20 protein-coding genes are annotated in these 24,107 nt (G+C 72.2%); 7 read left to right on the plus strand and 13 right to left on the minus strand.

What is annotated here, in order from left to right:
* Nucleotides 1–129 precede the first annotated feature (129 nt).
* Nucleotides 130–1,221 (plus strand): DNA polymerase III subunit beta family protein, encoded by a 1,092-nt coding sequence (locus ACV7NM_RS13195; RefSeq protein ID WP_463410482.1) that lies wholly within the window; start codon nt 130–132, stop codon nt 1,219–1,221.
* 95 nt (nt 1,222–1,316) lie between these two features.
* Here the strand turns inward: ACV7NM_RS13195 and pcrA are convergent, their stop codons facing one another.
* Entirely contained in the window at nt 1,317–3,782 is a 2,466-nt protein-coding gene (gene pcrA / locus ACV7NM_RS13200; RefSeq protein WP_463410483.1) for a DNA helicase PcrA, read from the minus strand.
* Between the two features lie 88 nt (nt 3,783–3,870).
* Nucleotides 3,871–4,218, minus strand: a complete 348-nt coding sequence (locus ACV7NM_RS13205; protein ID WP_463410484.1) for an ArsR/SmtB family transcription factor — start codon at nt 4,216–4,218, stop codon at nt 3,871–3,873.
* A gap of 121 nt (nt 4,219–4,339) precedes the next feature.
* Between ACV7NM_RS13205 and ACV7NM_RS13210 the strand changes: the two genes are divergently transcribed.
* From ACV7NM_RS13210 to ACV7NM_RS13220, 3 genes are all read left to right on the plus strand, one after another.
* Complete coding sequence (locus tag ACV7NM_RS13210; protein ID WP_463410485.1) at nt 4,340–5,230, plus strand: alpha/beta fold hydrolase; 891 nt, start codon at nt 4,340–4,342, stop codon at nt 5,228–5,230.
* 50 nt (nt 5,231–5,280) lie between these two features.
* Entirely contained in the window at nt 5,281–5,634 is a 354-nt protein-coding gene (locus ACV7NM_RS13215) for a hypothetical protein (RefSeq protein ID WP_463410486.1), read from the plus strand.
* A gap of 115 nt (nt 5,635–5,749) precedes the next feature.
* Nucleotides 5,750–6,784, plus strand: a complete 1,035-nt coding sequence (locus ACV7NM_RS13220) for a C40 family peptidase (RefSeq protein WP_463410487.1) — start codon at nt 5,750–5,752, stop codon at nt 6,782–6,784.
* 4 nt (nt 6,785–6,788) lie between these two features.
* On the opposite strand, the gene ACV7NM_RS13225 is transcribed toward ACV7NM_RS13220, so the two are convergent.
* The 3 genes from ACV7NM_RS13225 to ACV7NM_RS13235 all read right to left on the minus strand — a co-directional run bounded on the left by ACV7NM_RS13225 (nt 6,789) and on the right by ACV7NM_RS13235 (nt 9,954).
* Nucleotides 6,789–7,892, minus strand: coding sequence for an alpha/beta hydrolase (locus tag ACV7NM_RS13225; RefSeq protein ID WP_463413931.1), 1,104 nt, complete (start codon nt 7,890–7,892; stop codon nt 6,789–6,791).
* 86 nt (nt 7,893–7,978) lie between these two features.
* Nucleotides 7,979–8,668, minus strand: a complete 690-nt coding sequence (locus ACV7NM_RS13230; RefSeq protein WP_463410488.1) for a LuxR C-terminal-related transcriptional regulator — start codon at nt 8,666–8,668, stop codon at nt 7,979–7,981.
* Nucleotides 8,665–9,954: a PspC domain-containing protein gene (locus ACV7NM_RS13235; RefSeq protein ID WP_463410489.1), complete on the minus strand. Its 1,290-nt coding sequence runs from the start codon at nt 9,952–9,954 to the stop codon at nt 8,665–8,667. Before ACV7NM_RS13235 ends, ACV7NM_RS13230 begins: the two co-directional genes overlap by 4 nt.
* 131 nt (nt 9,955–10,085) lie before the next feature.
* On the opposite strand from ACV7NM_RS13235, the gene ACV7NM_RS13240 reads away from it, so the two are divergent.
* Together ACV7NM_RS13240 and ACV7NM_RS13245 are read left to right on the plus strand one after the other, a co-directional pair.
* Complete coding sequence (locus ACV7NM_RS13240) at nt 10,086–11,390, plus strand: PspC domain-containing protein (protein ID WP_463410490.1); 1,305 nt, start codon at nt 10,086–10,088, stop codon at nt 11,388–11,390.
* Nucleotides 11,377–11,601, plus strand: a complete 225-nt coding sequence (locus ACV7NM_RS13245) for a hypothetical protein (RefSeq protein ID WP_463410491.1) — start codon at nt 11,377–11,379, stop codon at nt 11,599–11,601. The genes ACV7NM_RS13240 and ACV7NM_RS13245 overlap by 14 nt, the downstream gene beginning before the upstream one ends.
* Here the strand turns inward: ACV7NM_RS13245 and ACV7NM_RS13250 are convergent.
* From ACV7NM_RS13250 to guaA, 4 genes are all read right to left on the minus strand, one after another.
* The gene (locus ACV7NM_RS13250) at nt 11,547–12,065 is read right to left on the minus strand and encodes a DoxX family protein (RefSeq protein ID WP_463410492.1); all 519 of its coding nucleotides are present in this window, start codon (nt 12,063–12,065) and stop codon (nt 11,547–11,549) included. The genes ACV7NM_RS13245 and ACV7NM_RS13250 overlap by 55 nt on opposite strands.
* An 18-nt stretch (nt 12,066–12,083) precedes the next feature.
* Entirely contained in the window at nt 12,084–13,349 is a 1,266-nt protein-coding gene (locus ACV7NM_RS13255; protein ID WP_463410493.1) for a hypothetical protein, read from the minus strand.
* Between the two features lie 95 nt (nt 13,350–13,444).
* A complete protein-coding gene (locus ACV7NM_RS13260) occupies nt 13,445–14,302 on the minus strand; it encodes a class II aldolase/adducin family protein (protein ID WP_463410494.1) in 858 nt (285 codons plus the stop codon).
* A gap of 157 nt (nt 14,303–14,459) precedes the next feature.
* The gene (gene guaA / locus ACV7NM_RS13265) at nt 14,460–16,046 is read right to left on the minus strand and encodes a glutamine-hydrolyzing GMP synthase (RefSeq protein WP_463410495.1); all 1,587 of its coding nucleotides are present in this window, start codon (nt 16,044–16,046) and stop codon (nt 14,460–14,462) included.
* A gap of 376 nt (nt 16,047–16,422) precedes the next feature.
* Here guaA and ACV7NM_RS13270 point away from each other — a divergent pair, with 376 nt between their 5' ends.
* The gene (locus ACV7NM_RS13270) at nt 16,423–16,728 is read left to right on the plus strand and encodes a chorismate mutase (protein ID WP_463413932.1); all 306 of its coding nucleotides are present in this window, start codon (nt 16,423–16,425) and stop codon (nt 16,726–16,728) included.
* A gap of 318 nt (nt 16,729–17,046) precedes the next feature.
* Here ACV7NM_RS13270 and ACV7NM_RS13275 read toward each other — a convergent pair whose 3' ends face one another.
* The 4 genes from ACV7NM_RS13275 to ACV7NM_RS13290 form a co-directional block, all read right to left on the minus strand.
* Nucleotides 17,047–18,687, minus strand: a complete 1,641-nt coding sequence (locus ACV7NM_RS13275; protein ID WP_463410496.1) for a peptidase — start codon at nt 18,685–18,687, stop codon at nt 17,047–17,049.
* A gap of 188 nt (nt 18,688–18,875) precedes the next feature.
* Nucleotides 18,876–20,693, minus strand: a complete 1,818-nt coding sequence (locus tag ACV7NM_RS13280) for a GMC family oxidoreductase N-terminal domain-containing protein (RefSeq protein ID WP_463410497.1) — start codon at nt 20,691–20,693, stop codon at nt 18,876–18,878.
* Nucleotides 20,694–20,717: 24 nt separating this feature from the next.
* Nucleotides 20,718–22,349, minus strand: a complete 1,632-nt coding sequence (locus tag ACV7NM_RS13285; RefSeq protein WP_463410498.1) for a succinic semialdehyde dehydrogenase — start codon at nt 22,347–22,349, stop codon at nt 20,718–20,720.
* A gap of 104 nt (nt 22,350–22,453) precedes the next feature.
* The gene (locus tag ACV7NM_RS13290; RefSeq protein ID WP_463410499.1) at nt 22,454–24,103 is read right to left on the minus strand and encodes a serine/threonine-protein kinase; all 1,650 of its coding nucleotides are present in this window, start codon (nt 24,101–24,103) and stop codon (nt 22,454–22,456) included.
* Between the last annotated feature and the right edge of the window lie 4 nt (nt 24,104–24,107).

Genomic DNA, 24,107 nt, shown 5'->3' on the forward strand with positions numbered 1-24,107 from the left:
CCTCCATGGCCTTCCCGTTTCCCCACCCGGCCTCCCGCTCCCTCCCGTTCCCCACCGGGCCCGCTGTCGACCTCCGCTGTTGACCCTCGACTTGGTGGAGGGCCCAGAGTCGCGGGTGTGGAGAGCGAGATGCGCAGTATCGGTGAGATGGCCCGGGACAGTGGACTGGGCGTGAGCGCCCTGCGGTTCTACGACCGGGCCGGCGTACTGGTCCCGGCCTGGGTGGATCCGGTGAGCGGCTACCGCTGGTACGGCTCGCGGCAACTGGAGGAGTCCAAGTTGCTGGCCCTGCTGCGCCGGACCGGTATGCCGTTGGCGGACATCCGTCTGGTGCTGGCCGGATGGTCCGGTAGGGACACCGAGTTGGTCCGGCAACTGCTCCAGGCGCATCTGCGCCGTCTCGAACTGGGGCTGTCCGATGCCCGCGGCGCGTTCTCCACGATCCGAGCACTACTCGAGGACAGGGAGAACCCCATGGCAGTACCGCGCACGATGACCGTCCGACTGACCGTTTCCGCACCGGACATGGCCGCCGCGCTCGACGCGGTCCGTTTCGCCGCCGGCGCCGACCCGGAGCTGCCGATGCTCGGCGGCGTCCTGTTCGACATCGAGGGCGACGAGCTCCGTCTCGTGGCCACCGACCGGTACCGGTTGGCTGTCGCGCGAGCCGCTACCGCCGGACACGGCGGGCCCAGGGCGCAGGTCACCGTGCCGTCCCCGCTCGTCGACGCGATGCGGGCACTGCTCGCTGACGACGCACCCGCCCGGCTCACGGTGGACGGCGACCGCGTGCTCCTGGAGACGGAGGGCCGTGAGGCGGCCGGCCAGTGCCTCGGTCACGACTTCCCCGACTACCGTCGCCTCGTTCGGCTGCCGGCAGGGCGCCGTGCCCTCGTCGACGTCGCGGCCCTCCGGGAGGCAGTGGAAACCGGCCCCGTCCGGTCGAACGCCGTGCGGGAGCAGGACGGCGTCTCTTGTGACCTCAGTGTGCTCAAGGTGTCCGCCGACGGTGCTGTGACCGTCTGCGAGGACGGCGAGGACGGCGACGACGACTGCGACCACGTCGCCGTCAACCGCGACTTCCTCCTGCACGCCCTCGCCGCCGGAGCCCGGAACCAGTTGGTTCTGGAGTTCGGCGCCCCCACGGCGCCCCTGGCGATCCGCCGGACCGACAGCGAGGACACCTTCTCGCTACTGATGCCCGTCCGACTGGAGAACTGACCCCTCGGGCAAGCGGCGGCAAGCGTGGTCGGCTGTTGTTCCTGGGCCGGGATCACAGTCCCGGGACCAGGGACAACGGTCCACAGAGCCAGGGACTACAGCTTCTGCACCGGCGCGTAGCGCAGGAGCAGCCGCTTCGGCTTGTCGTCCCCGAAGTCGATGGTGGCCTGCGCGTCCGCGCCCGCTCCCCGGACCTCCATGACGGTGCCCAGACCGAACTGGTCGTGGGTGACCCGGTCTCCGACGGTCAACGCGATGACCGGCTTGTCGGAGGCCCGGCGCGTCGCGAAGCCCGACGGGCCCGACCTCGTCCGCGACGAGGACAAGAACGACTCGGGCGAGGTCCCGAACGAGGCCTTGCCACCGCCCGAACCGCGCACGGGACCGGCCGGCTTCTGGGACGCGCCCGTCCGCTTCCACTGCAGGTACTCCGCCGGGATCTCCTCCAGGAAGCGTGACGGCGGGTTGTACGAGGGAGTGCCCCACGCGCTGCGCATCGAGGAGCGGGTCAGGTAGAGCCGCTCGCGCGCCCGGGTGATGCCGACGTACGCGAGGCGCCGCTCCTCCTCCAGTTCCTTGGTCTGGCCGAGCGCGCGCATGTGCGGGAAGACCCCGTCCTCCATGCCGGTCAGGAAGACCACCGGGAACTCCAGGCCCTTCGCCGTGTGCAGGGTCATCAGTGTGATGACCCCGCTGCCTTCGGTGTCCTCGTCGGGGATCTGGTCGGAGTCGGCGACGAGCGCGACCTGCTCCAGGAACTCGGCGAGGGTTCCGGGGTTCTCGTCGTCCCGGGCCTGCTCGAATTCGAGCGCCACCGCCGCGAGTTCCTGGAGGTTCTCGATCCGCGTCTCGTCCTGCGGGTCGGTGGAGGCCTGGAGTTCGGCGAGGTAGCCCGTGCGCTCCAGGACCGCTTCGAGCACCACCGCGGGGCCCGCGCCGGATTCGACGATCGTGCGCAGTTCCTCCATCAGCGCGTTGAACCGCTTGACGGCGTTGGTGGAGCGGGCGGCCATGCCGAAGGCCTCGTCGACCCGACGCAGCGCCTGCGGGAAGGTGATCTTCTCGCGCATCGCGAGGGCGTCGATCATCGCCTCCGCCCGCTCGCCGATCCTGCGCTTGGGGACGTTGAGGATGCGGCGGAGGGGGACGTTGTCCTCGGGGTTCGCAAGCACGCGCAGGTACGCGAGGACGTCGCGGACCTCCTTGCGCTCGTAGAAGCGGACGCCGCCGACGACCTTGTAGGGGAGGCCGACGCGGATGAAGATCTCCTCGAACACGCGGGACTGCGCGTTGGTCCGGTAGAAGATCGCGACATCGCCCGCCTTGGCGTCGCCGGCGTCCGTCAACCGGTCGATCTCGTCGGCGACGAACTGCGCCTCGTCGTGCTCGGTGTCCGCGACGTAACCGGTGATCACGGCGCCGGTGCCGGCCTCGGTCCACAGGTTCTTGGCGCGGCGGTTCTCGTTGCGCTCGATGACCGCGTTGGCCGCGGAGAGGATCGTCTGGGTGGAGCGGTAGTTCTGCTCCAGCAGGATCGTCGTCGCGTTCGGGTAGTCCTCCTCGAACTGGAGGATGTTGCGGATCGTCGCGCCGCGGAAGGCGTAGATCGACTGGTCGGCGTCGCCCACGACGCACAGTTCGGCGGGGGGCAGGTCCGGGTAGCCGGTGCCGACCAGCTCGCGCACCAGCGTGTACTGGGCGTGGTTGGTGTCCTGGTACTCGTCCACCAGCACGTGGCGGAAGCGGCGCCGGTAGTGCTCGGCGACATCCGGGAACGCCTGGAGCAGGTGCACGGTGGTCATGATGATGTCGTCGAAGTCGAGCGCGTTGGCCTCGCGCAGCCGCCCCTGGTACATGGCGTACGCCTGCGCGAGGGTCTTCTCGAAACCATCGGTCGCCTGGCCGGCGAAGGCCTCCTCGTCGATGAGCTCGTTCTTGAGGTTCGAGATCTTCGCGTTGAAGGCCTTCGGCGGGAACTTCTTCGGGTCGAGGTCCAGGTCCCGGCAGACGAGCGCCATCAGGCGCTTGGAGTCGGCCGCGTCGTAGATCGAGAACGAGGAGGTGAATCCGAGCCGCTTCGACTCGCGGCGCAGGATGCGTACGCACGCGCTGTGGAAGGTGGAGACCCACATGGCGTTGGCGCGCGGGCCGACGAGGCCTTCGACGCGCTCCTTCATCTCGCCGGCGGCCTTGTTGGTGAAGGTGATCGCCAGGATCTGGCCCGGGTGGACGCCGCGCGCGGCCAGCAGGTGCCCGATGCGGTGGGTCAGCACCCGGGTCTTGCCGGAACCGGCGCCGGCCACGATGAGCAGCGGGGAGCCCGCGTGCACCACGGCGGCGCGCTGCTCCGTGTTCAGCCCGTCCAGGAGCGCCGCCGGGTCGATGACGGGCTTGGGCGCCCCGTTGCGGTAGTAGGCGTCCCCGCTCATGGGTGCGTCGAACCGGCCGCCGAATAGGTCGTCCGCGCCCGGCTCGGGGGCGGGGTGGTCCTCGGGCGGCGGGGGAACCTCGTCCGAGGGGGAGAGGTCCGCCAGGAAGCTGTCGTCAAAGAGGCTGCTCATCGCTTTCCGAGTCTAGGGGGCGGGACCGACAGCCGGTCCCGTCCCGGGAAATCTCACAGGCCCCGCCCACGGCCGGCGGTGCGGCGCCTCAGCGCAGTACGAGCGCCAGCAGCCCCGGGAAGCGCCGTTCGAGGTCGTCGCGGCGCAGTGTGAGGTACTGCCGCCGGCCCTCGGGGCGCTGGCAGATCACGCCGCTCTCGCGCAGCGTCCGCAGGTGGTGGGTGACGGAGGAGCGGGGCAGGTCCGGGACGACCTCGCCGCAGAACGCCTCCTCGCCGGAGGCGAGCTTGCGGACGATCTCCAGTCGGGCGGGATGCCCGAGTGCCGCGAGGACCTCGGCCAGGTCGAGGGCGTCGGCGGCGTCGGCGCGGTCGACGTCGGGGTCTGCGTCGACATCGGGGTCGCCGTCGGGGCGGGTGGGTTCGGCTGCGGCCATGGCCCCACTGTACGCAAATCCGGTACGGACATTGACCGACCGTACGAAGATCCCGTACGGTCACCGTTGCAGCGATCGTACGAAATCTTCGTACGGAGCCGTTCCGACCGGAGGACTCCCCATGCCCACCCCCGCACCCCTGGACGACGCCTCCCTCGCCGCCTCCCTCGACGGCGGCTTCACCAGCCGCCACGCCGACGTCAACGGCATCCGGCTGCACTACGTCGACGGCGGCGCCGGCCGGCCGCTCGTGCTCCTCGGCGGCTGGCCCCAGACCTGGTGGCAGTGGCACAAGGTGATGCCCGCCCTCGCCCGCACCCACCGCGTCATCGCGGTGGACCTGCGCGGCATGGGCGGCTCCGCCAAGCCCGAGGGCGGCTACGACAAGAAGACGATGGCCGCCGACGTCCGCGCCCTGCTCGCCCACCTCGGGATCGAGCGCGCCCACCTCGTGGGCCACGACATCGGCGCGATGGTCGCCTACGCCCACGCCGCCAACCACCCCGGGGCGACCGACCGGATCGCCCTGCTCGACGTCTCCCACCCCGACCCCGGCTGGTACGAGGGCACGCTCCTCCCCCGGCCCGGCCGGTTCCACAAGTGGTGGTTCGCCTTCAACCAGGTGGAGGAGCTGCCCGAACAACTCCTCGCCGGCCGCTACCACCACCTGCTGGACTGGCTCTTCGCCCGCGCCGCCGCGGACCCCGTCGCCGTCGACGCCCACTCCCGGGCGGTCTACGCCCGCGCGTACGACTCCCCCGAGGCGATCCGGGCGTCCAACGACTGGTACCGCGCCTTCCCCCAGGACATCGAGGACCTCGCCGGCTACGCCCCGGTGGCCGCCCCGCTGCTCGCCCTCGGCGGCGAGTTCAGCAACCACGACCTGCTGACGGAGGCGGTGCCGCCGCTGGGCACCGACACCCGGGTGGTGCGCGTCGACAAGAGCGGCCACTACCTCCCCGAGGAGCGGCCGGAGGTCGTCGTCGAGGAGTTGCTCCGCTTCCTCGGCTGACGCCCGACCTGGCCACGGGCCGCCGCCGGCCGCCCCGTACGCTCGACGCCATGGACGTACTGATCAGCGTTTTCCTCGGCCTGCACATCATCGGCATAGCCTCGCTCCTCGGCGGCTTCCTCACCCAGATGAAGGCGATGGGCGCCGGTACCGCCCGCTTCGTGCCGGCGATGCTGCACGGAGCGCTGACGATGCTCGTCACCGGTGTGCTGCTGGTGGGCTTCCACGAGATGGACGGCGGCAGCGTCGACAACATCAAGATCGGCGTGAAGCTCGCGGTCCTGTTCGTCGTCCTGGCGCTCGTCTACGTCAAGCGCGACGAGGAGCGGGTGGAGAAGGCGCTGTTCGGCGCGGTCGGCGGTCTGACCATGGCCAATATCTTTATCGCCGTCCTCTGGCACTGATCGTTCAACACCACTGATCGTTCAACAACGGTCAGTTCGGGGCATCTCGTCATCTCCCCGTTACCTCCAGGTTTAGCGTCCTCCCCCAAGACCGACGGAAGGACGTGAGGCCCCCGTGGCCAGTCATCGAAAGCCCAGGCAGCGCCCGTTCTCGGGCGGCCCCGCACGGGCCGCCGCCACCACCCTCGCCCTCGCGGGCGCTGCCACCGCCACCGCCTTCGAAGGCACCTCGCAGGCCGAACCCCGCCAGACGCCCGCGCAGGTCAAGGCCGAGGTGGACCGGCTCTACCAGGACGCCGAAGCGGCCACCGAGCGGTACAACGGGGCGAAGGAGAAGGCCGACGAGGCCGAACGCGCGCTGTCCGGCCTGCGCGACGAGGCCGCCCGCAGGGCCGACCGGCTGGGCGCGGCCCGCGGCACGCTCGGCGCGCTCGCGGCGAGCCAGTACCGCAGCGGGGGGCTGGGCCCCGCCGTCCGGCTGGCGATGTCGGGCAACCCCCAGGAGTACCTCGACCGGGCCGCGTTCCTCACCCGGACCGGGGACCGCACGGCCGCGCGGGTGGCCGCCGTCCGCCGCGGGCTCGACGAGGCCGACCGGCTGCGCGACCAGGCGTCGGGGACGTTCGCGGAGCTGCGGGCGCGGCAGGACGAACTCGCCGCCGCCAAGGCCGCCGCCGAGGGCAAGCTGAGCGCCGCCAAGCACCTGCTGGACAAGCTCACCGCCGAGGAACGGGCCGCGTACGAGGCGCAGTCCGCGCCGGCCGGCACGCGGGGCCCGCTGCCGGTCCCGGCCGGGGACGGGAGCCGCGCCGCCCGCGCGGTGGCGTTCGCGTACGGGGCCATCGGCAAGCCGTACGTGTGGGGCGCCACGGGGCCGGGCTCCTTCGACTGCTCCGGCCTGACCCAGGCGGCCTGGGGCGCGGCCGGGGTCTCGCTGCCCCGCACCACCTACACCCAGATCAACGCCGGACAGCGCGTCTCCCGCGACGGGCTGGCCCCGGGCGACCTGGTGTTCTTCTACTCCGGAATCACCCACGTCGGCCTCTACATCGGCGACGGCAAGATGATCCACGCCCCGCACCCCGGGGCGCCGGTCCGCATCGCCCCGATCGACTCCATGCCCTGGGCCGGCGCGGCCCGCCCCACCTGAGGCGCTACGGCGCCTTGACCGTCTTGCTCAACCAGTCGAAGGTCTGCGGGATCTGCTTGGACCACGATTCGAGGTTGTGGCCGCCGGTCACCTTCTCCGCGTGCACCACGGTCGGGCTCTTCGCGATCGCCTTGAGGTCCATGCCGGACAGGTAGCCGTCCTGTTCGGCCCCCGACAACCACAGGGAGACCGGCGGCGGCGCGGGCGCGGTCGTCAGCACGCTCTTGAGGTTGTGGGTGCGGCGCAGCTCCGGGTCCTTGGCGACCAGCGACGAGGGTTCCTGGCCGGGGTCGTTGTAGCCGGACAGGGAGACGGCCGCGCTGTACCGGTCGGGGTGGTTGATCGCCAGCTTGGCGGCGCAGTACGCGCCGGCCGAGTACCCGGCCACTCCCCAGGTGCGGGCCTCCGACGTGACCCGGAAGTTGTCGGTGACCATCTTGCGTACGTCGACGCTGAACCAGCTGTCGGCGTTGACCTTGCCGGGGATGTTCGCGCAGCCGGTGTCGGCGTTGCCGAGCAGCATGGCGCGCGGCGAGACGAGGACGAAGGGCTGTACCTTGCCGCTCTTCATCAGCGGTTCCAGCACCTCGTGCGCCTTCAGCCCCTGGAACCAGGACTTGCCCGTCCCGGGTATGCCCGGGATCAGCTCGACCACGGGGAACTTCTTGTCCTTGAAGGCGGGGTCGTCGTACTGGGGCGGCAGCCACACCATGACGTCGCCCTTGACCCCGGAGACCTTGCCGTCGAGCTCGGTCTTCCTGACGCGGCCGCCGAGTCCCTCGACGGGCTGGAAGTCCTGGCGCACCTTCGGCTCGGCTTCGACCTTCTTGCCGCCGAGTCCGTCCGCCCCGAGGTCGGGGGCGGCGGTGACGTAGCTGCCGGTGCCGAGCAGATCGCCCCACGAGGCGTAGAAGGTCTCCTGCCGGTTCACCGCGACGAACACCAACGCGACCGCCGTGACCTGGGCGAAGGCCACCATCAGGGCGCGCGTGGCGACGCGTACGACGAGCGGGCCGCGCGCCCTGCCCCACAGGAACAGCGGCAGCAGTACGGCGAGGACGGTCAGGGCGATCGCCGTGGCGAACAGGGGGGTGCCGGTCAAGCTCATCACGTGTGCCAAGAGGCGCGGCGCACGCACCGGGGTTCCCGTTCCCCGGTGCGTCGTTGATCACAGCCGGTGCGGCGGGGAGCCCGTCACACCAGGCGGCGGGCCGTCGCCCAGCGGGTCAGCTCGTGCCGGTTGGAGAGCTGGAGCTTGCGCAGGACGGCGGAGACGTGCGACTCGACCGTCTTGACGGAGATGAACAGTTGCTTGGCGATCTCCTTGTAGGCGTAGCCGCGCGCGATCAGCCGCAGTACCTCGCGCTCGCGCTGGGTGAGCCGGTCCAGGTCCTCGTCCACCGGCGGCGCGTCCGTCGAGGCGAACGCGTCGAGCACGAAACCCGCCAGGCGCGGGGAGAACACCGCGTCGCCGTCCTGTACCCGGAACACGGAGTCGACGAGGTCGCCGCCGGTGATGGTCTTGGTGACGTAGCCGCGGGCGCCGCCCCGGATGACTCCGATGACGTCCTCGGCGGCGTCCGACACCGACAGGGCGAGGAACCGTACGGGGTTCTCGGCCGCCGCCATCAGCGGGGCGCAGCGCCGCAGCACCTCCACGCCTCCGCCGCCGGGCAGGTGTACGTCGAGGAGGACCACCTCGGGGCGGGTCGCGGTGATGACGGTGACGGCCTGGTCCACGTCGGCCGCCTCGCCGACGACCTCCACCCCGGTCCGGGCGGTGTCGCCGATCTCCGCCTGTACGCCGGTGCGGAACATCCGGTGGTCGTCGACGAGCACCACCCGGACGTTCCTGGTCTGCTGCGCCCCACTGTCCTCGGTCATGCCGCCCTCTCCATCTCCAGCTCGACTTCCGTGCCGCCGTCGGGCGCGGACCGCAGCCGTGCGGTCCCGCCGTTGCGCCGCATCCGGCCGATGATCGATTCTCGTACGCCCATGCGGTCGTCCGGTACCGCGTCGATGTCGAAGCCCGGTCCCCGGTCGCGGACGGACACGAACACCGTGCGGCCCTCGACTTCCGCGTAGACCTGTACGGGCCCGCCGTCGCCACCGTACTTGGCGGCGTTGACCATCGCCTCGCGCGCGGCCTGGATCTGGGCGGCCAGCTTCTCGTCGAGGGGACAGTCGCCGACGACGACGACCTCGATGGGGACGCCGTGGTGGTCCTCCACCTCGGCGGCGGTCTTCTTGACGGCCTCCGCGAGGGTGGTGGGTTCCTCGGCCTCGTCCTTGCCGGTCCCCTCGGGCTTGTACAGCCAGTTCCGCAGCTCGCGTTCCTGGGCGCGCGCGAGGCGGCGCACCTCCCCCACGTCCTCGGCGTTGCGCTGGATCAGGGTGAGGGTGTGCAGCACCGAGTCGTGGACGTGGGCGGCGACTTCGGCGCGTTCCTGCGCCCGGATGCGCATCAGGCGTTCCTCGGAGAGGTCCTGGGTCAGCCGGATCAGCCAGGGTCCCGCGAGCAGGGCGACGCCGACGAGGACGGCGAGCGTGGCCGTGAGGACGTTGCCCAGTTGGGCGGCGGAGCCCCGTACGACTATGAAGACGGTCAGGCCGACCCCGACCAGCACGACCCCGGCGAGCGCCCTGCCGACTTGGAGCAGACGCCTTTGGCGTCCGGCGGCGGCGCTCCAGTGGGCGCGGCGGGCGTTGTCGGCCTGCCGCCACACCAGGACGACTCCGGCGCCGACCAGCAGGGTGGGCCAGACGTAACGGCCGTTGGAGCCGCCGACCCGGAGCTGGGAGAAGTAGATGGCGGCGCCGACGCACAGCGCGATCAGGGCGGTGATCTGCCCCTTGTCCGGTTTGCGCAGCCGTCGGGTGCCGTCCGCCAGGGTCTCGAAGTAGGAGCGGTGGCCGGTGCGGCCGCCCACGCCGAGCGGTACGAACACCCAGAACGCGGCGTACAGCAGCACGCCGAGGCCGTCGCCCCACATGAACATGGCGAGGAACACGAGCCGGACCCAGATCACGGGCAGCCCGAGGTGCCCGGCGAGTCCGCGCGCGACGCCGCCGAGCATCCGGCCGTCGGCGCTGCGGTAGAGCTTGCGGTGCGGGGCGTCCTCCGGGTCCTTCGGCGCGTTCGGGAGGCGGGGGACGGCGGCTACGGGCATGTCACCGATGGTCACATGTCCGGCGGCCCGGGGTCATCAGGGCGTTCCCCCAGTTCGATGCGGGGGATATCAGGGTTGTCCCAGGGTCGGGCCGGATGTCACGGGCCCGGGCGGCCCGTCACCATGGACGCATGACCGAAGTACACGACTCCCCGCCGGCAGCCTCCGGGGCCCCCGCCCCGGAGGGCCGCCCCGCGCTGCGCCGCAGCAAGCGCGACAAGGTCCTCGCGGGCGTGTGCGGCGGTCTCGGCCGGTATTTCGACCTGGACCCGGTGGTCTTCCGCATCGTGCTCGGCGTCCTCGCGGTCACCGGGGGCGTCGGCCTGATCTTCTACGGGTTCGCCTGGCTGTTGCTCCCGCCGGAGGGCGAGGAGGACTCCGAGGCGAAGAAGCTGCTCACGGGCCGGGTGGAGGGGGCGACCCTGGCGGCGTTGTTCGCGGCGCTGGTGGGCTGCGCGCTGTTCCTGTCGATGCTGGACAACGGCGGCCTGGGCATCTTCTCCATCCTGGTCGTCCTGGCGCTCTGCGGGGCCGCGTACTGGTCCCGACGGCACCGCGCCTCGGCCCCGCCGGAGCCGGCTTCGCCCGAGGCCCCGCGCAGCGCCGCGCACCGGCCGGTGCCGCCGCCGGAGACGCAGGCGCCGCCCGTGCCCGGCACCCCTTCGTGGTGGCGGGACCCGCTGGTCAAGGACGGCACCACCGGCCCCGTCGGCGGGGCGGGCTACCTGTGGGGGCCGGACGACAGCGCCGGCCCGAGCGGCCCGGCCCCGGCTGCGCCGGCGCCCGCCTCCAAGGCGGCGCCCTCGGGCGCGATCGGCGGCAGGGTGTTCGTCCTGGCCCTGCTGGTGGGCGCCGGCGCCTGCGCGACGGTGTGGCGGGGCAGCACCCTCTCGCACTCCCTCCAGGTCGGTCTGGCCGCCGCGCTGGTGGTCTTCGGTCTGGGCTTGGCCGTCAGCTCCGTCAAGGGCCGCACCGGCTTCGGCACGGTCCTGCTGTCCCTGCTCACGGCCGGGCTGCTGGCGGGGGCGGCCGTACTGCCCCGCGACGTCGGCACGGACTGGCACGACGTGCTGTGGCGGCCGGCGGCGGTCACCGACGTACGGCCGCGGTACTCCGCGGGGACCGGCCTCGCCACCTTGGACCTGAGTCGGCTGGACGTGACGAAGGGCAGCACCCTGACCGTCCGGGCGTCGATCGAGGCGGGCCGGCTCAAGGTGGTCGTGCCCCGCGAGGTCACCGCGAGGACCGACGTCTCGATCCGGGTGGGCGACATCCGGATGCCGGGCGAGACGAGCCGGGACGTACGGATCAAGAGCGGTGGCGAAAGGCGGCAGGTGACCCTGCCGCCGGCCGCCGGCACCGAGGCCGGCGGGACGATCGAGCTGCACCTGGACGCGGGTGTGGGACAGGTGGAGGTGGCCCGTGCGGCGTCATGAGTTCCTGCCCGGACGGCTGATCGCCGGCTTGGCCCTGCTGGCGGGCGGTGTCCTCTACCTGCTCGACGCGACCGGTGAGACCGACGCGCCGTGGTACGCCGTCGTCCCGTTGACGATCGGTGGTTTCGCGCTCGCGGCGCTGGCGGGGCTGGTGACCTACGCCGTACGTCGGGACCGGCGCGAGCGCAGCAGCCCGTCCAGCGACAGGTAGGGCGCCCCGGCGAGGATCAGCGGCAGCCAGGCCATCAAGTAGGCCAGGTCATTGCCGTAGTAGTACGGGGAGACGGCCCAGGAGACCGTGAGCCACAGGCTGAGCGAGATCAGCGCGCCGCCGGTGGCCGCGATCCGGGTCAGCAGCCCGGCGAGGACGCCGAGGCCGACGAGCAGTTCACCGACCGCGAGGGCCACGGCGAAGCCGACGGGGGCCTTGAGGGCCAGGTCCACCAGGGCGGGAACCGCCGAGGTGTCCCGTACGCCGTGCATCAGCTCGCCGATGGAACCGGGGCCGGAGGCGGACAGGAACGCGGAGTCGGTCAGCTTGTCCAGACCCGCGTAGACGAAGGTGACGCCGAGAAAGACCCTCAGCGGGAGGAGCGCGTACCGGGCGGCACGGCCCCGCAGGCCGGCAGCGGCCTCGGGAGGGACGTCGGCCGCGGAGACATCAGTTCGGTTCACTCCCCCTGTGTACCCGCTTCATTCGGCCACGTCGACGGCACAGCGGTTGGATTCCACACCCGCGGCCGTGACGACCTGGATCTCGACCCGGCCCGGTTCCACTTCCGCGGGCACGGGCACGGTCAGCACGGTGTCCGACGGGTTGGCGAAGCCGCCCGCCACCGGCACCAGCGGCACGTGGACGTGCACGGCCCCGATCCGCACCACCAGCCGGGCCAGCATCTCCGGCGTCTGCGCCCCGGGCGGCACGAACCCGACGCCCCGGATCTCGATGTCGTCGCCGGGACGGACGGCCGCGTCCAGGTCCCCGGGCTCCCGTCGGCGCACCACCGACAGCACCAGCGGCCGGCTGCCCTCCGCGTACTTCGCCGCGAGGTACACCGCAGCCGACAGCGCGACCAGCAGGGCGAGCGCCCACGGCAGCCGTGGCAGCCGGTCGGGGAAGCGGGCCAGTGACACCGCCGCGAAGGCCAGTACCACCGTGGAGACCAGCACGTACTGGGCGTCGGGGAAACTGCCCCGACCGGCGTCGTCGGTGAGGAGGTCCGCGCCGCCGGGGCGGTCCGCGGGCAGCTTTTGCAGCCTCTGGCCCATGATCCGTACGGAGACCACCCGGCGCACCAGCACCGCGACGCCCGAGGTCAGGGCGAGCACCGCGAGCAGCGGAAGCGCCCGGCCGAGCGCCAGCCCCGCGTACAAGGTCTGGCGTTCCGGTCCGGGCGAGGAGGCGGCCAGGCGCAGCGCCGGCAGCAGCGCGGCGAAGGAGGTCAGTACCAGCCAGGCGACGGGCACCGCCTTGGAGGTGGACAGCCGGTTGTCCTCGCCGACCAGCGGGGCCAGCAGCCCACCGCGCAGCGACTGCGCCCGGGCGGCGACGGTCAGCAGCCCGGCCAGCACCAGCGCGGCCAGCAGTCCGGCGGTGCGGGTGGTGGACCAGCCGGTGCCGAGGGCGGTGCCGATCTGGACCACCAGCAGCACCCCTGCGGCGATCCACAGGGTGAGGACGGCCCGTCGGGAGAGCAGGTACAGCCATGAGTGGCCGGCCTCGCGGCCCCGGTCGGCGACGGTGCGCGCGGACAGGGTCAGCTCGTCGGAGACCCACTGCCGTGACGCGCCGGCGGAGCGGGCCACCGCGGCGGGCAGGCCCTGCCCGGCGGCGAACTCCTCCCGCTTCTCAAGGAACGCGGCCACCGCGCGGCGGTGGCCCTCCCGGGCGCCGTGCGGGCAGTCGTCGCAGGTACAGGTGCCGCCGTGGGTACTTCGGGGGATCTCTTGGACAGCCACGTGCGTGCCCGCCTCTCTGAACTCCGGTGCGATGCCAGCGAATTGTGCACCACTGCGGCACTGTTCCGGATTGCGCACGATGTCAGAGCAGGTGATTAACCGTTCATGATGTTGACGTCACCCGTCCGGCTGCTCTCTGCGCCCTGTTGCAGGGGTCCCCGCGCCACCGTCTGCCACAGCGGCTGGTAACTCACCCAGGCGGCCAGGTCCGTCCCGAACCGTTCCCGCGTCGCCGCCGCGGCGCGGTGGTCGACGGGCACCGGTTTCCCGGCCGCCCGCGCGATCAGTTGGACCCGCGCCGCCCGCTCGGCGGCGATGAACCACCAGGCCGCCGCGTCCACGGAGCCGCCGACCGTCAACAACCCGTCGTTGCGCAGGACCAGTGCCTTGTACGGGCCGAGGGCGCGGGCGATCCGTCGGGGGTCTCGTGGCTCCGCGTACTCGTCGAGGAGGGCGTGGTCCTCGTAGAAGACGCAGGCCTCACGGGAGACCGGGGCCAGCAGCTCGCCGAGCGCGGCCAGCGCACCGCCGTACGGGGCCTGTACGCGCACCACCGCCACCACATCGGGGCGCGCCCGGTGCACCGCGGCGTGCACGGCGAAAGCCAGCTGGTTGACCCGCCGGGCCCCCTGGAGCACCCGCCCTTCGCCGTCGACCAGCAGCAGGTCGGCGGCGGTCAGGGAGGCGAAGGGCCGGCCGAAGGGGTTCACCCAGTAGCAGTCCTCGAACTCGGGGTCGCGAGCGGTGAGGTGCCCACCGACGCCGTCCTCGTAGCCGAGCCGGGCGAACAGCCGCAGCGCCCCGGCGAGCCGTTCCCGGCGGTGGGCGCGCTCCTGCGCCGGGTCCGCGTGCACGGGCGGCAGCTCGAAGCGCAGCCGGTCCGCGGGCACGGGTTCGGGCCCCGATACGGGCTCGGGGTCGGATACGGCTTCGGGCACGGGTCGTTCGGCCATGGCCCTCCTTCGGTCGCGGCGCGAGGTACCGACTCGGGTCGCGGCGCAAGGTACCGGCGGGCGCCCCAAGAGGCCATACACGCGGCGGCCGTACACGCGGCGAAGCCGCCGCTCCCGGGGCGGGGGCGGCGGCTTCGTCAGCGGGTACGGGCGGGGATCACTCCCACTCGATGGTGCCCGGCGGCTTGCTGGTGCAGTCCAGGACCACGCGGTTCACGTCCGCCACCTCGTTGGTGATGCGGGTCGAGATCTTGGCGAGCACCTCGTACGGCATGCGCGTCCAGTCCGCGGTCATCGCGTCCTCGGACGAGACGGGGCGCAGCACGATCGGGTGGCCGTAGGTGCGGCCGTCACCCTGGACGCCCACGCTGCGCACGTCCGCGAGCAGGACGACCGGGCACTGCCAGATCTCCCGGTCCAGGCCGGCGGCGGTGAGCTCCTCGCGGGCGATGGCGTCGGCCTCGCGCAGCAGGTCCAGGCGTTCCTTGGTGACCTCGCCGACGATGCGGATGCCGAGGCCGGGGCCCGGGAAGGGCTGGCGGTGGACGATCTCGTCCGGCAGGCCGAGCTCCTGGCCGACCATCCGGACCTCGTCCTTGAACAGCTGGCGCAGCGGCTCGACGAGCTCGAACTCGATGTCGTCGGGGAGGCCGCCCACGTTGTGGTGGGACTTGATGTTGGCGGTGCCGGTGCCACCGCCGGACTCCACGACGTCCGGGTACAGGGTGCCCTGCACCAGGAACGCGACCGCCGGGCCGTCCTCCTGGAGGATCTCCAGCTGGGCCTGCTCGAAGACGCGGATGAACTCGCGGCCGATGATCTTCCGCTTGGTCTCCGGGTCGGAGACGCCGGCGAGCGCGTTCAGGAAGCGCTCCTGCGCGTCGACGACCTTCAGCTGGACGCCGGTCGCGGCGACGAAGTCCTTCTCGACCTGCTCGGTCTCGCCCTTGCGCATCAGACCGTGGTCGACGTAGACGCAGGTCAGCTGCGAGCCGATGGCCTTCTGGACGAGGGCGGCGGCGACGGCGGAGTCCACGCCGCCGGAGAGCCCGCAGATCGCGCGCTTGTCGCCGACCTGCTCGCGGATGGCCTCGATCTGCTCCTCGACGATGTTGCCGGTGGTCCAGGTCGGCTGGAGGCCCGCGCCGCGGTAGAGGAAGTGCTCCAGCACCTGCTGGCCGTGCGTGGAGTGCATGACCTCGGGGTGGTACTGCACGCCGTACAGCTTCTTCTCGTCGTTCTCGAACGCGGCGACGGGGACGACGTCGGTCGAGGCGGTGACGGAGAAGCCCTCGGGGGCGGCGGAGCAGGCGTCGCCGTGCGACATCCACACCGACTGGTTCTCGGGGGTGCCCTCGAAGAGGGTGGAGCCGGCCTTGGAAACGGCGAGGGGGGTGCGGCCGTACTCGCGGGAGCCGGTGTTGTCGACCTGCCCGCCCAGGGTGGTCGCCATCAGCTGGAAGCCGTAGCACATGCCGAAGACGGGGACCCCGGCCTCGAAGATCGCGCGGTCGAGCTGCGGGGCGCCCTCTTCGTAGACGGAGGACGGGCCGCCGGAGAGGATGATCGCCTTCGGGTCCTTGGCCAGCATCTCTGCCACGGGCATGGTGCTGGGCACGATCTCGCTGTAGACCCGTGCCTCGCGGACGCGGCGGGCGATGAGCTGGGCGTACTGTGCGCCGAAGTCGACGACGAGAACCGTGTCCGGGGCGCTGTCGTGGGCGGCGGAGGGTGCTTCTGGCACGGGGGCGGCCTTCCGGCGGAGAAAAGGTGGCTGTTTTGTCGATTCTAACGGCGGCGGCACCCCCTGCTTTGTCGTACCGTCCGAGGATCGGCGACCGTGACGGAGGGCGACGCCCCGCTCACCGGAAGCACACCGGGCCCGTCTCACCATCCGGGCCGGTTTGGCCCCGAACGGGGCGGATGGCCATAATCCCTTCCATGCGCAAGCAGCTGAGCTTCCTCTTTACCTATGGCACCGGCCGGTCCGGTCGCCATGGGTCATCGTGATGCTCGCTTGAGCCGCTGACTTCCCAGAGCGCCCCGGTCCGACAGGACCGGGGCGCTCCGGCGTTTCCGCTCCTGACGGCACGACCCACAGGAGAACCGCCATGAGCACGATGACCACCACCAAGACCGCCACCTTGACCGCAGCCCCGCTCGCGACCCCGCTCGCCACCACCCCCGAGCAGCTGATCACCGACTCCCGCGAGCGCATCGACGCGATCGACGACCGGATCATCGGTCTGATCCAGGAGCGGATGGCCGTCTCGACTGTCATCCAGGAGGCCCGGATCGGCTCCGGCGGCCGCCGGGTGCACCTGTCCCGCGAGATGGAGGTGCTCTCCCATTGGAGCGATGCCCTCGGGAAGCCCGGCACCTCCCTCGCCATGACCCTGCTGGAGCTGTGCCGCGGCCGGGTCTGAGGCCGCAGGGCCCCCGGCGGGCGGCTGTTCGTCACCCGTCCGGAGTGTGACCGCCGCCGCCGGGCCGTCGTTGATGCCGGTGTCCGCGCCGGCCAGGGCGGGCCTGCACCACCACGCGTGACTGCGCGGGAGCGATGAGACGTACCGCCCGACGGGTGTGCGTCGTGGGACCCCGCGCCCGCGCGTGACCGGACGGCAGGGGACAGCGGCCCGGTCACCCCAAAGGAACGGCCGGCCCCGGGGGACGCCCCGGGGCCGGCCGTTCCGTCGTGCCGCGAAGACCGGCGCGCTACCGAGAGCGCCGTGCCGCGCGGACCGCTATCCGCGCGCGGACCGCCGGCGGACCGCCACGTACAGCGCGCCGCCCGCCGCGACCAGCGCCGCGGCGCCGATCGCCAGCGGACCGACCGTGCTGCCGGTGGAGGCCAGGTTGCCGCCCTGCGCGGTCGTGCCCGTACCGGTGCCGGAGGCGCTCGCGGTGGGCGAGGCGCTCGCCGACGCGCTCACGGACGGGGACGGGGACGGGGAGGGGCTGCCGCTCGGCGACGGGCCGGGGGTCGCGCCGGTGCCCGTGCCGCCCTTGGCGTTGATGACGACGGCCGCGGTGTTGTCCGCCGCGTTCGGGTCGAAGGCGTGCGGCCTCGGCGCGCTCGCGCCCCAGTCGCCCACGGTGACGGAGCCCTTGGCGTCCTCCACCACCTTCTCCACCTTCAGGTCGAAGGGGTAGACCACCTTCTCGTTCTCGCCGATCCGGCTGCCGAGCGCGCACTCGTAGCGCGGCGCACCGAGCTGTTCGACGCGCTTGGTGCCGTCCGTGTCGACGGCGAGGCACTCCTGCGGCTTGCGGGTGACCTTCGCCCCCTCGGGGACGACGACGACCGTGCGGGCCAGGGAGTCGGCCGGGCGGGCGGCGCGAATCCAGGCCGGCCCCTTGTTCTCGAACGTGAAAGCGGTGGTGAGGGTGTCGCCCTTCTTGCCCTTGAGGGACACCGGACTCGTCGCGAAGTCGGCGGTGTTCTGGGTGTGGAAGGCGAACTCGCGCCGGTTGTCACCGGGGTTCAGGTCCGTCGCGCGCAGCGCGGACGCGGCCGGCGCGCTCTTCACGGGGGCCGCGGTCAGCTTCCGGCCGGTCGCCGCTTTGCTGCTCCACGACGTGGCCTTCGGCTCGTCACCGGCCGGGTGGATGCCGTAGACCAGCGTGTCGTCGTAGGCGTGCCGGGTGGCCTTGATGTGCAACGGGCTGTCGCCGGCCAGCTCGTAGACCGCGCCGGGGACGAAGTCGCCCTCGACGGCGCAGAGCACGGTGGTCAGGTCCCCGGCGCCGCGGGTGCGGCAGTTGTCGTACGTCTCGACGAGCTCCATGCCGCGCGTGGTGCCCAGTTCCAGGACGACGCCGTGTGCGGCCTGCGTGCCCGCGTTGGCGAACACCAGCGGCATGGGCTGGCTCTCGCCCGGCGTGAGGTCCTTCTTGAGCTTCATCTCCCGCATCACCAGGTCGGGGCCGCCGACACTGACCTTGGTGGTGAGCGGGGTGACGGTGGCGTCGGGGACCGTGCCCGTCACCGTGATCTCGCCGGTCACGCCGTTCGCGGCCCCCTTGGCGGCGGCGACGTCCAGTTCGAGGCTGACCGGCAGGCCCTTGTAGGAGCAGACCAGCTCGCCGTCCTTCTCGGTGCACTGGTGCGAGGGGTCACTCGCGTGGTCCCTTACGGTCGCGACCCCGGCCACCTTGCGCAGGTCGACCGTGAACAGGCCGGCGAAGGGTGCGCCGGTCGCGGGGTGGTCCAGGGCGATGCTCAGCCGCTGCTCCCTGGCGCCGGAGCCGTCCACGGGCAGCGGAAGGTCGAGGGCGGCGGGGCCGATGAGGGGAAAGACGGGTTCCGCGGCGTTCGCGGGGACGGTGGCCGTGCCCAAGGCCACCAGGCCGCACGCGGCCAGCAGGGAGATGCGCTTTCTCATGTCCCCCTTGACCCCCGAACGCGCGGTCCAGTTGCCCGCGCCGCCGTGTGATGGACACCACAGCCGCCTTGCGGTGATTCCGCTACAACCTTCTACGTCGGCCACCGGTCACTCATGTGGGTAAGGCGGGCACCGCGCTCGGAGGGGGAGCGCGGTGCCCGCCGCCGTCGTACGGGTCCCCCGTCCCGTCAGTTCCCGGGTTCCGCTTGCCTCGCGGGAATCTCGGGCACCGCGAGGAACGGCAGCCGCAGCGCGCCGAACGCCTCCTTCGGGACGGCCGGGGCGACCGGTTCCACCGCGGCGAGACGGACGTATCCGGCGCCTTGCGCGGGCCGCGGGTCCGGCTCGCCCTTGTTGGGCCAGTACGACATCGCCCGCTCAGCCTGCGCCGTGATCGTCAGCGACGGGTTGACGCCGAGGTTCGCGGAGACCGCCGCACCGTCGACCACCGAAATGCCCGGATGTCCGTACAGCCGGTGGTAGGGGTCCACGACGCCTTCCTCGCGGGTCGCGCCGATCGGGCAGCCGCCGAGGAAGTGCGCGGTCAGGGGGGTGCCCATCAGTTCGCCGACGTTGCTGCCGGGGAAGCCGTTGATCTCCTCTGCCAGCAGGGTCGCCGCCTCGGTGGCCTCCGCTATCTGCACCGGGTTGGGGGCGCCGTGGCCCTGGCGGGCCGTCAGCAGGCCCTTGCCGAGGCCGGCGGGCTTGCGGTGGGTGGTCAGGGAGTTGTCCAGGGACTGCATGACCAGGCCGATGATGGTCCGTTCCGACCAGCGGCGGTTGGAGAGCGAGCGCAGCAGTTGCACCGGGTGGGTGGCGGTCCGGGCGAACCAGGCCCGGACCCGGTGCGTGTGGTGGGGCACCTGGAGGATGGTCAGGAACCCCATGGCGTTGGAGCCCTTGCCGTAGCGGACGGGCTCGATGTGGGTGTCCGCGTTGGGGTGCACGGACGAGGTGATCGCGACGCCCTTGGTGAAGTCGGCCCGGCCGGCCCCGCCGTGGCGGCTGCGGTAGCGGCGGTCGTCGGTCTGGGCGCCGACCAGGCCCTCGGAGTTGGTCCGGGTCAGGTCACCGAGCCGGTCCGAGATGCCGGGCAGTTCGCCGCGGTCCTTCATCGCGTGCAGCAGGGTCTGGGTGCCGTACGTGCCCGCCGCGACGATGACGTACCGGGCGCGCAGTACCTTGGCCTTGCCCCGGCGCCGGTCATCGGTGGCGACGGTGCGTACGCGGTGGCCGCCGCCCGGGTGTTCGGAGAGCGCGGTGACGGTGGTCATGGGGTGGATGACGGCGCCCGCGCGTTCCGCGAGGTGGAGGTAGTTCTCGGTGAGGGTGTTCTTGGCGCCGTGGCGGCAGCCGGTCATGCACTCGCCGCATTCGGTGCAGGCCCTGCGGGCGGGGCCGGCGCCGCCGAAGTAGGGGTCGGGCGCCTCCTCGCCGGGCCGGACCTTGCCGTTCCCGCCGGCGTCCGCGCCGTCGCCGAAGAAGACGCCGACCGGGGCCATGTGGAAGGAGTCCCCGACGCCCATCTTCTCGGCGACGGCCTTGAGGTGGACGTCGGAGGGGGTCATCGTCGGGTTGAGCCGTACGCCGAGCATCCGCTTGGCCTGGTCGTAGTACGGGGCGAGTTCCTCGCGCCAGTCGGTGATCGACGCCCACTGCCGGTCCTCGAAGAAGGCGGTGGGCGGCACGTACAGGGTGTTGGCGTAGTTGAGGGAGCCGCCGCCCACCCCGGCGCCCGCGAGCACCATCACGTTCCCGAGCAGGTGGATGCGCTGGATGCCGTACAAGCCGAGGGCCGGCGCCCACAGGTAGTTGCGCAGGTCCCAGCTCGTGCGGGGCAGGCTCTCGCGGGTGAAGCGGCGCCCGGCCTCCAGGACGCCGACCCGGTAACCCTTCTCGGTGAGCCGCAGTGCCGAGACCGACCCCCCGAAGCCCGATCCGATGACGATGACGTCGTAGTCGTAGCCGTTGTCGTGGTCCTGGTCGTGGGCGTCGTCGTACGACACTGCCGTGCCTCCCGGTCGGTGCTGCTAGCGCAGGTGGAGAGCCTTCATGATCTTGAGGCTGCGGGTCATGAACGCGGCGTACTTCTCGTCGTCCATGCCCAGCGAGGGAGCCATCGGCAGCAGCCGCTGGTGGGCGACGGTCTGCGCCTCGGTGTACTTGAGGATGCCCTCGGAGCCGTGGCGGCGGCCGAGGCCGGATTCCTTCATTCCGCCCATGGGCGACTGGGCGCTGCCGTAGGCCGGCGCGTACCCCTCGTTGATGTTGACGGTGCCCGTGCGCAGGCGCGCGGCGACGGCGTGGCCGCGGCGGGCGTCCTTGGTCCAGACGCTGGAGTTGAGCCCGTACGGGGTAGCGTTGGCCAGCGCGACGGCCTCGTCCTCGTCGGTGAACCGGTAGATGGAGACGACGGGGCCGAAGGTCTCCTCCCCGCACACCGCCATCGGGGCGTCGACGCCGTCGAGGATGGTCGGCTCGTAGAAGAGCGGGCCGATGTCGGGGCGGGCGACGCCGCCCGCGACGAGCGTGGCGCCCTTGGCCACGGCCTCGTCCACGTGCCGTCGCACGGTCTCCAGTTGGCGTTCGCCGACGAGCGAGCCCATGTCGGCGCCGTACGCGAGGGAGTTGCCGAGCCGCATCGCCTTCGTGCGGGCGGCGAAACGCTCGACGAACGCGTCCGCCACGGAGGCGTGGACGTAGAGCCGCTCGATGGAGATGCACAGCTGGCCCGCGGAGGAGAAGCAGGCGCGGACGGCGCCCGCGGCGGCCTTCTCCACGTCGGCGTCGTGCAGGACGAGCATGGCGTTCTTGCCGCCGAGCTCCAGACTGACGCCGACGAGACGGGCCGCCGCGCCCTGGGCGACCTCGCGGCCGGTACGGGTGGAGCCGGTGAAGGAGACGTAGTCGGCGTGGCGGACCACCTCGGGGCCGACGACGGGGCCCTCGCCGAGCACGATCTGGAACACCTCCGCCGGCAGGCCCGCCTCGATCAGCAGGTCACGGGCCCACAGGGCGGTGAGCGCGGTCTCCGTGTCGGGCTTCATGACGAGGGCGTTGCCCGCGACGAAGGCGGGCAGCGCGTCACCCACGGACAGTTCGAGGGGATAGTTCCAAGGGGCGATCTGGCCGACGACGCCGCGCGGCTGCCGCAGCTCGGTGACCTTGGTCAGCGTCGGCATCGCGCCGGTATGGCCCTTGGGCCGCAGGTAGGACGCGGCCTTGCGCCCGTAGTGGCGGGCGCCGACGGCGACGGCCTGGACCTCCTCGTGGGCGTGCAGGCGGGCCTTGCCGGTCTCCAGCTGGATGAGGTCGAGCACCTCGGCCTGCCGCTCCAGGACGAGGTCGTGGAAACGGAGCAGGACGGCCGCGCGCCGCCGTACGGGGACGGCCGCCCAGGCGCCCTGGGCGGCCCTCGCCCGGTCGAAGGCCGTCGCCACGTCCTCGGGGGTGGCCTCGGGCAGGTCCGCCAGCTTGGCCCCGGTGAAGGGCGAGTGGTTGGCGGTGCGACCGGAGCCGATCACTCCGCGGGTCAGCCGGGCGACCAGTTCGGGGGTCACGACCTCGGCCGCGGTGCGGGCACCGGCCGGGGCGGCGGCTATCGGGTTGGTGGGCTGCGGTACGGAGCGGAGAGGGGCGGCGGGGGCCTGCGAGTCCGTCATGGCGGTGAGCGTATGCCGCCCCCGGGGGCTTTGGGTACCCGTCGGTAACCGGATTTTGCCATTTCCGCCAGTGTCCGCTGGCAGGATGACCGGCCGGCGCCGGTTCAGCCCGCCTTGGGGGCGGGCTGCCAGCCGCTGAGCACCGTGTCGAACTGCTGCCGGGTCGTCGCCCAGTCGGACGCCGGCCCCGACATGTACACCGCGTACTCGGCGTTGTCAGGCGTGACGTACATCTGCTCGATCGCCCTGCGCGGCCCGGCCTGCGCGCCCTTCTCGGTCCAGCTGAAGTCCCACAGGGCAGCCCGGGTGGTGTCCCGGAAGGTGTTCCCGTGCAGGTCGTGGCGCTTGTAGTCGGTCCGCTCGCGCAGCTGCTTCTCCAGGTCGAGCAGGTGCGTGTACGGGTTCTCGTAGTCCGGGGTCTTGTCGAGGGCGATCCGGATGAAGTGCCTGCCCCCGTCCGGCGTGTAGTCGATCTGGTCGCCGTCCATCCGGCGCGACCAGTCGTTCGGGACGAAGAGCGAGAAACCGGCCGGGTCGACGACCTTCTTCCAACCGGACGGCGGGGCGACGGCATCGTTGTCGACGTCCTGCTCCCCGTCCGGCGCGCTCGCGTTCTTGTCGGAGCCGCCGCCCCCGTCGGTGTCCTGCGTGAGCTTGAGCACGCCGAAGACCCCGCCACCGCCGATCAGTGCCGCCACGAGGGCGACGATCGCGGCGCGTCGGATACGGCCCCCCGCCGGATTGCCGGGCGACGCACCCGGACCGGGCGAAGTTCCCGGACCGGGCGGCGGCTGTTCGGTGAGGTGCGCCGTCCGCGCCTCGGGCGCCGTCGCGTCCGCGCGGGCCGCCCGCGCCTCCTGCGCGGGGCCCAGCTCGTCGGGGGTCACCGCGCGGGTGGGCACGTACGCATGGGCCGACCTCGGCTCCCGGCCCTCCATCGCCTCCAGCAGCATCCGCTCGGCCTCCTGCGCCGACGGCCGCTCGGCGGGGTCCTTGCGCAGCAGGGCGGTGATGACGGGCCCCAGCGCGCCGGACTGGCGCGGCGCGGGCGGCTCGTCGTTGACCACGGCCTGGAGGCTGGAGATCGGCGAGGTGCGGCGGAAGGGCGAGCGGGCCTCCACGGCGGTGTAGAGGGTGGCGCCCAGCGACCACAGGTCGGAGGCCGGGTCGGGCGCCCCTCCCGTGACCCGTTCGGGGGCCAGGTAGTCGATGGAGCCGACCAGTTCGCCGGTGCGCGTGATCGAGGTGTCGCCCTCGATCGCCGCGATCCCGAAATCGGTGAGCAGGACCCGGCCGTCCTTGGCGAGCAGTACGTTGCCCGGTTTGACGTCCCGGTGCAGGACGCCGACCGCGTGCGCCGCGCGCAGGGCGCCCAGGACGTGCAGCCCGATCCTGGCCGCCTCACGGGGCTCGATCCGGCCCGCCGCCTTGGCGGCCTCGGCCAGCGAGGGACCGTCGATGTACTCCATGACGATCCAGGGCCGGTCGTCGTGCTCCAGCACGTCGTGGACGGTGACCACCGCCGGATGCTGGATCCGGGCGGCGGCCCGGGCCTCCTTCTGCGTCCGGGCGTGCAGGACGTCCCGGTCCGCCTGCGCCACGTACAGACCCGCCGTCAGTTCCTTGACGGCCACGGTCCGGTGCAGCAACTCGTCGTGCGCGCGCCACACCTTGCCCATGCCGCCGCTGCCGATCGGCTCGACGAGCCGGTACCGGCTCGCGAGCACCGCGCCCGCGCCTGTCTGCTGTTCCACGAAA

Source organism: Streptomyces sp. Tek67B01, assembly GCF_055231995.1.

What these genes read in the sequence shown, in the direction of transcription:
- ACV7NM_RS13285 (WP_463410498.1), bottom strand. Translation starts at nt 22,349, where the DNA reads ATGACGGACTCGCAGGCCCCCGCCGCCCCTCTCCGCTCCGTACCGCAG.
- ACV7NM_RS13275 (WP_463410496.1), bottom strand. Translation starts at nt 18,687, where the DNA reads ATGAGAAAGCGCATCTCCCTGCTGGCCGCGTGCGGCCTGGTGGCCTTG.
- ACV7NM_RS13235 (WP_463410489.1), bottom strand. Translation starts at nt 9,954, where the DNA reads ATGCCCGTAGCCGCCGTCCCCCGCCTCCCGAACGCGCCGAAGGACCCG.
- ACV7NM_RS13215 (WP_463410486.1), top strand. Translation starts at nt 5,281, where the DNA reads ATGGACGTACTGATCAGCGTTTTCCTCGGCCTGCACATCATCGGCATA.
- pcrA (WP_463410483.1), bottom strand. Translation starts at nt 3,782, where the DNA reads ATGAGCAGCCTCTTTGACGACAGCTTCCTGGCGGACCTCTCCCCCTCG.
- ACV7NM_RS13225 (WP_463413931.1), bottom strand. Translation starts at nt 7,892, where the DNA reads ATGAGCTTGACCGGCACCCCCCTGTTCGCCACGGCGATCGCCCTGACC.
- ACV7NM_RS13210 (WP_463410485.1), top strand. Translation starts at nt 4,340, where the DNA reads ATGCCCACCCCCGCACCCCTGGACGACGCCTCCCTCGCCGCCTCCCTC.
- ACV7NM_RS13260 (WP_463410494.1), bottom strand. Translation starts at nt 14,302, where the DNA reads ATGGCCGAACGACCCGTGCCCGAAGCCGTATCCGACCCCGAGCCCGTA.
- ACV7NM_RS13270 (WP_463413932.1), top strand. Translation starts at nt 16,423, where the DNA reads ATGACCACCACCAAGACCGCCACCTTGACCGCAGCCCCGCTCGCGACC.
- ACV7NM_RS13230 (WP_463410488.1), bottom strand. Translation starts at nt 8,668, where the DNA reads ATGACCGAGGACAGTGGGGCGCAGCAGACCAGGAACGTCCGGGTGGTG.
- ACV7NM_RS13240 (WP_463410490.1), top strand. Translation starts at nt 10,086, where the DNA reads ATGACCGAAGTACACGACTCCCCGCCGGCAGCCTCCGGGGCCCCCGCC.
- ACV7NM_RS13205 (WP_463410484.1), bottom strand. Translation starts at nt 4,218, where the DNA reads ATGGCCGCAGCCGAACCCACCCGCCCCGACGGCGACCCCGATGTCGAC.
- ACV7NM_RS13195 (WP_463410482.1), top strand. Translation starts at nt 130, where the DNA reads ATGCGCAGTATCGGTGAGATGGCCCGGGACAGTGGACTGGGCGTGAGC.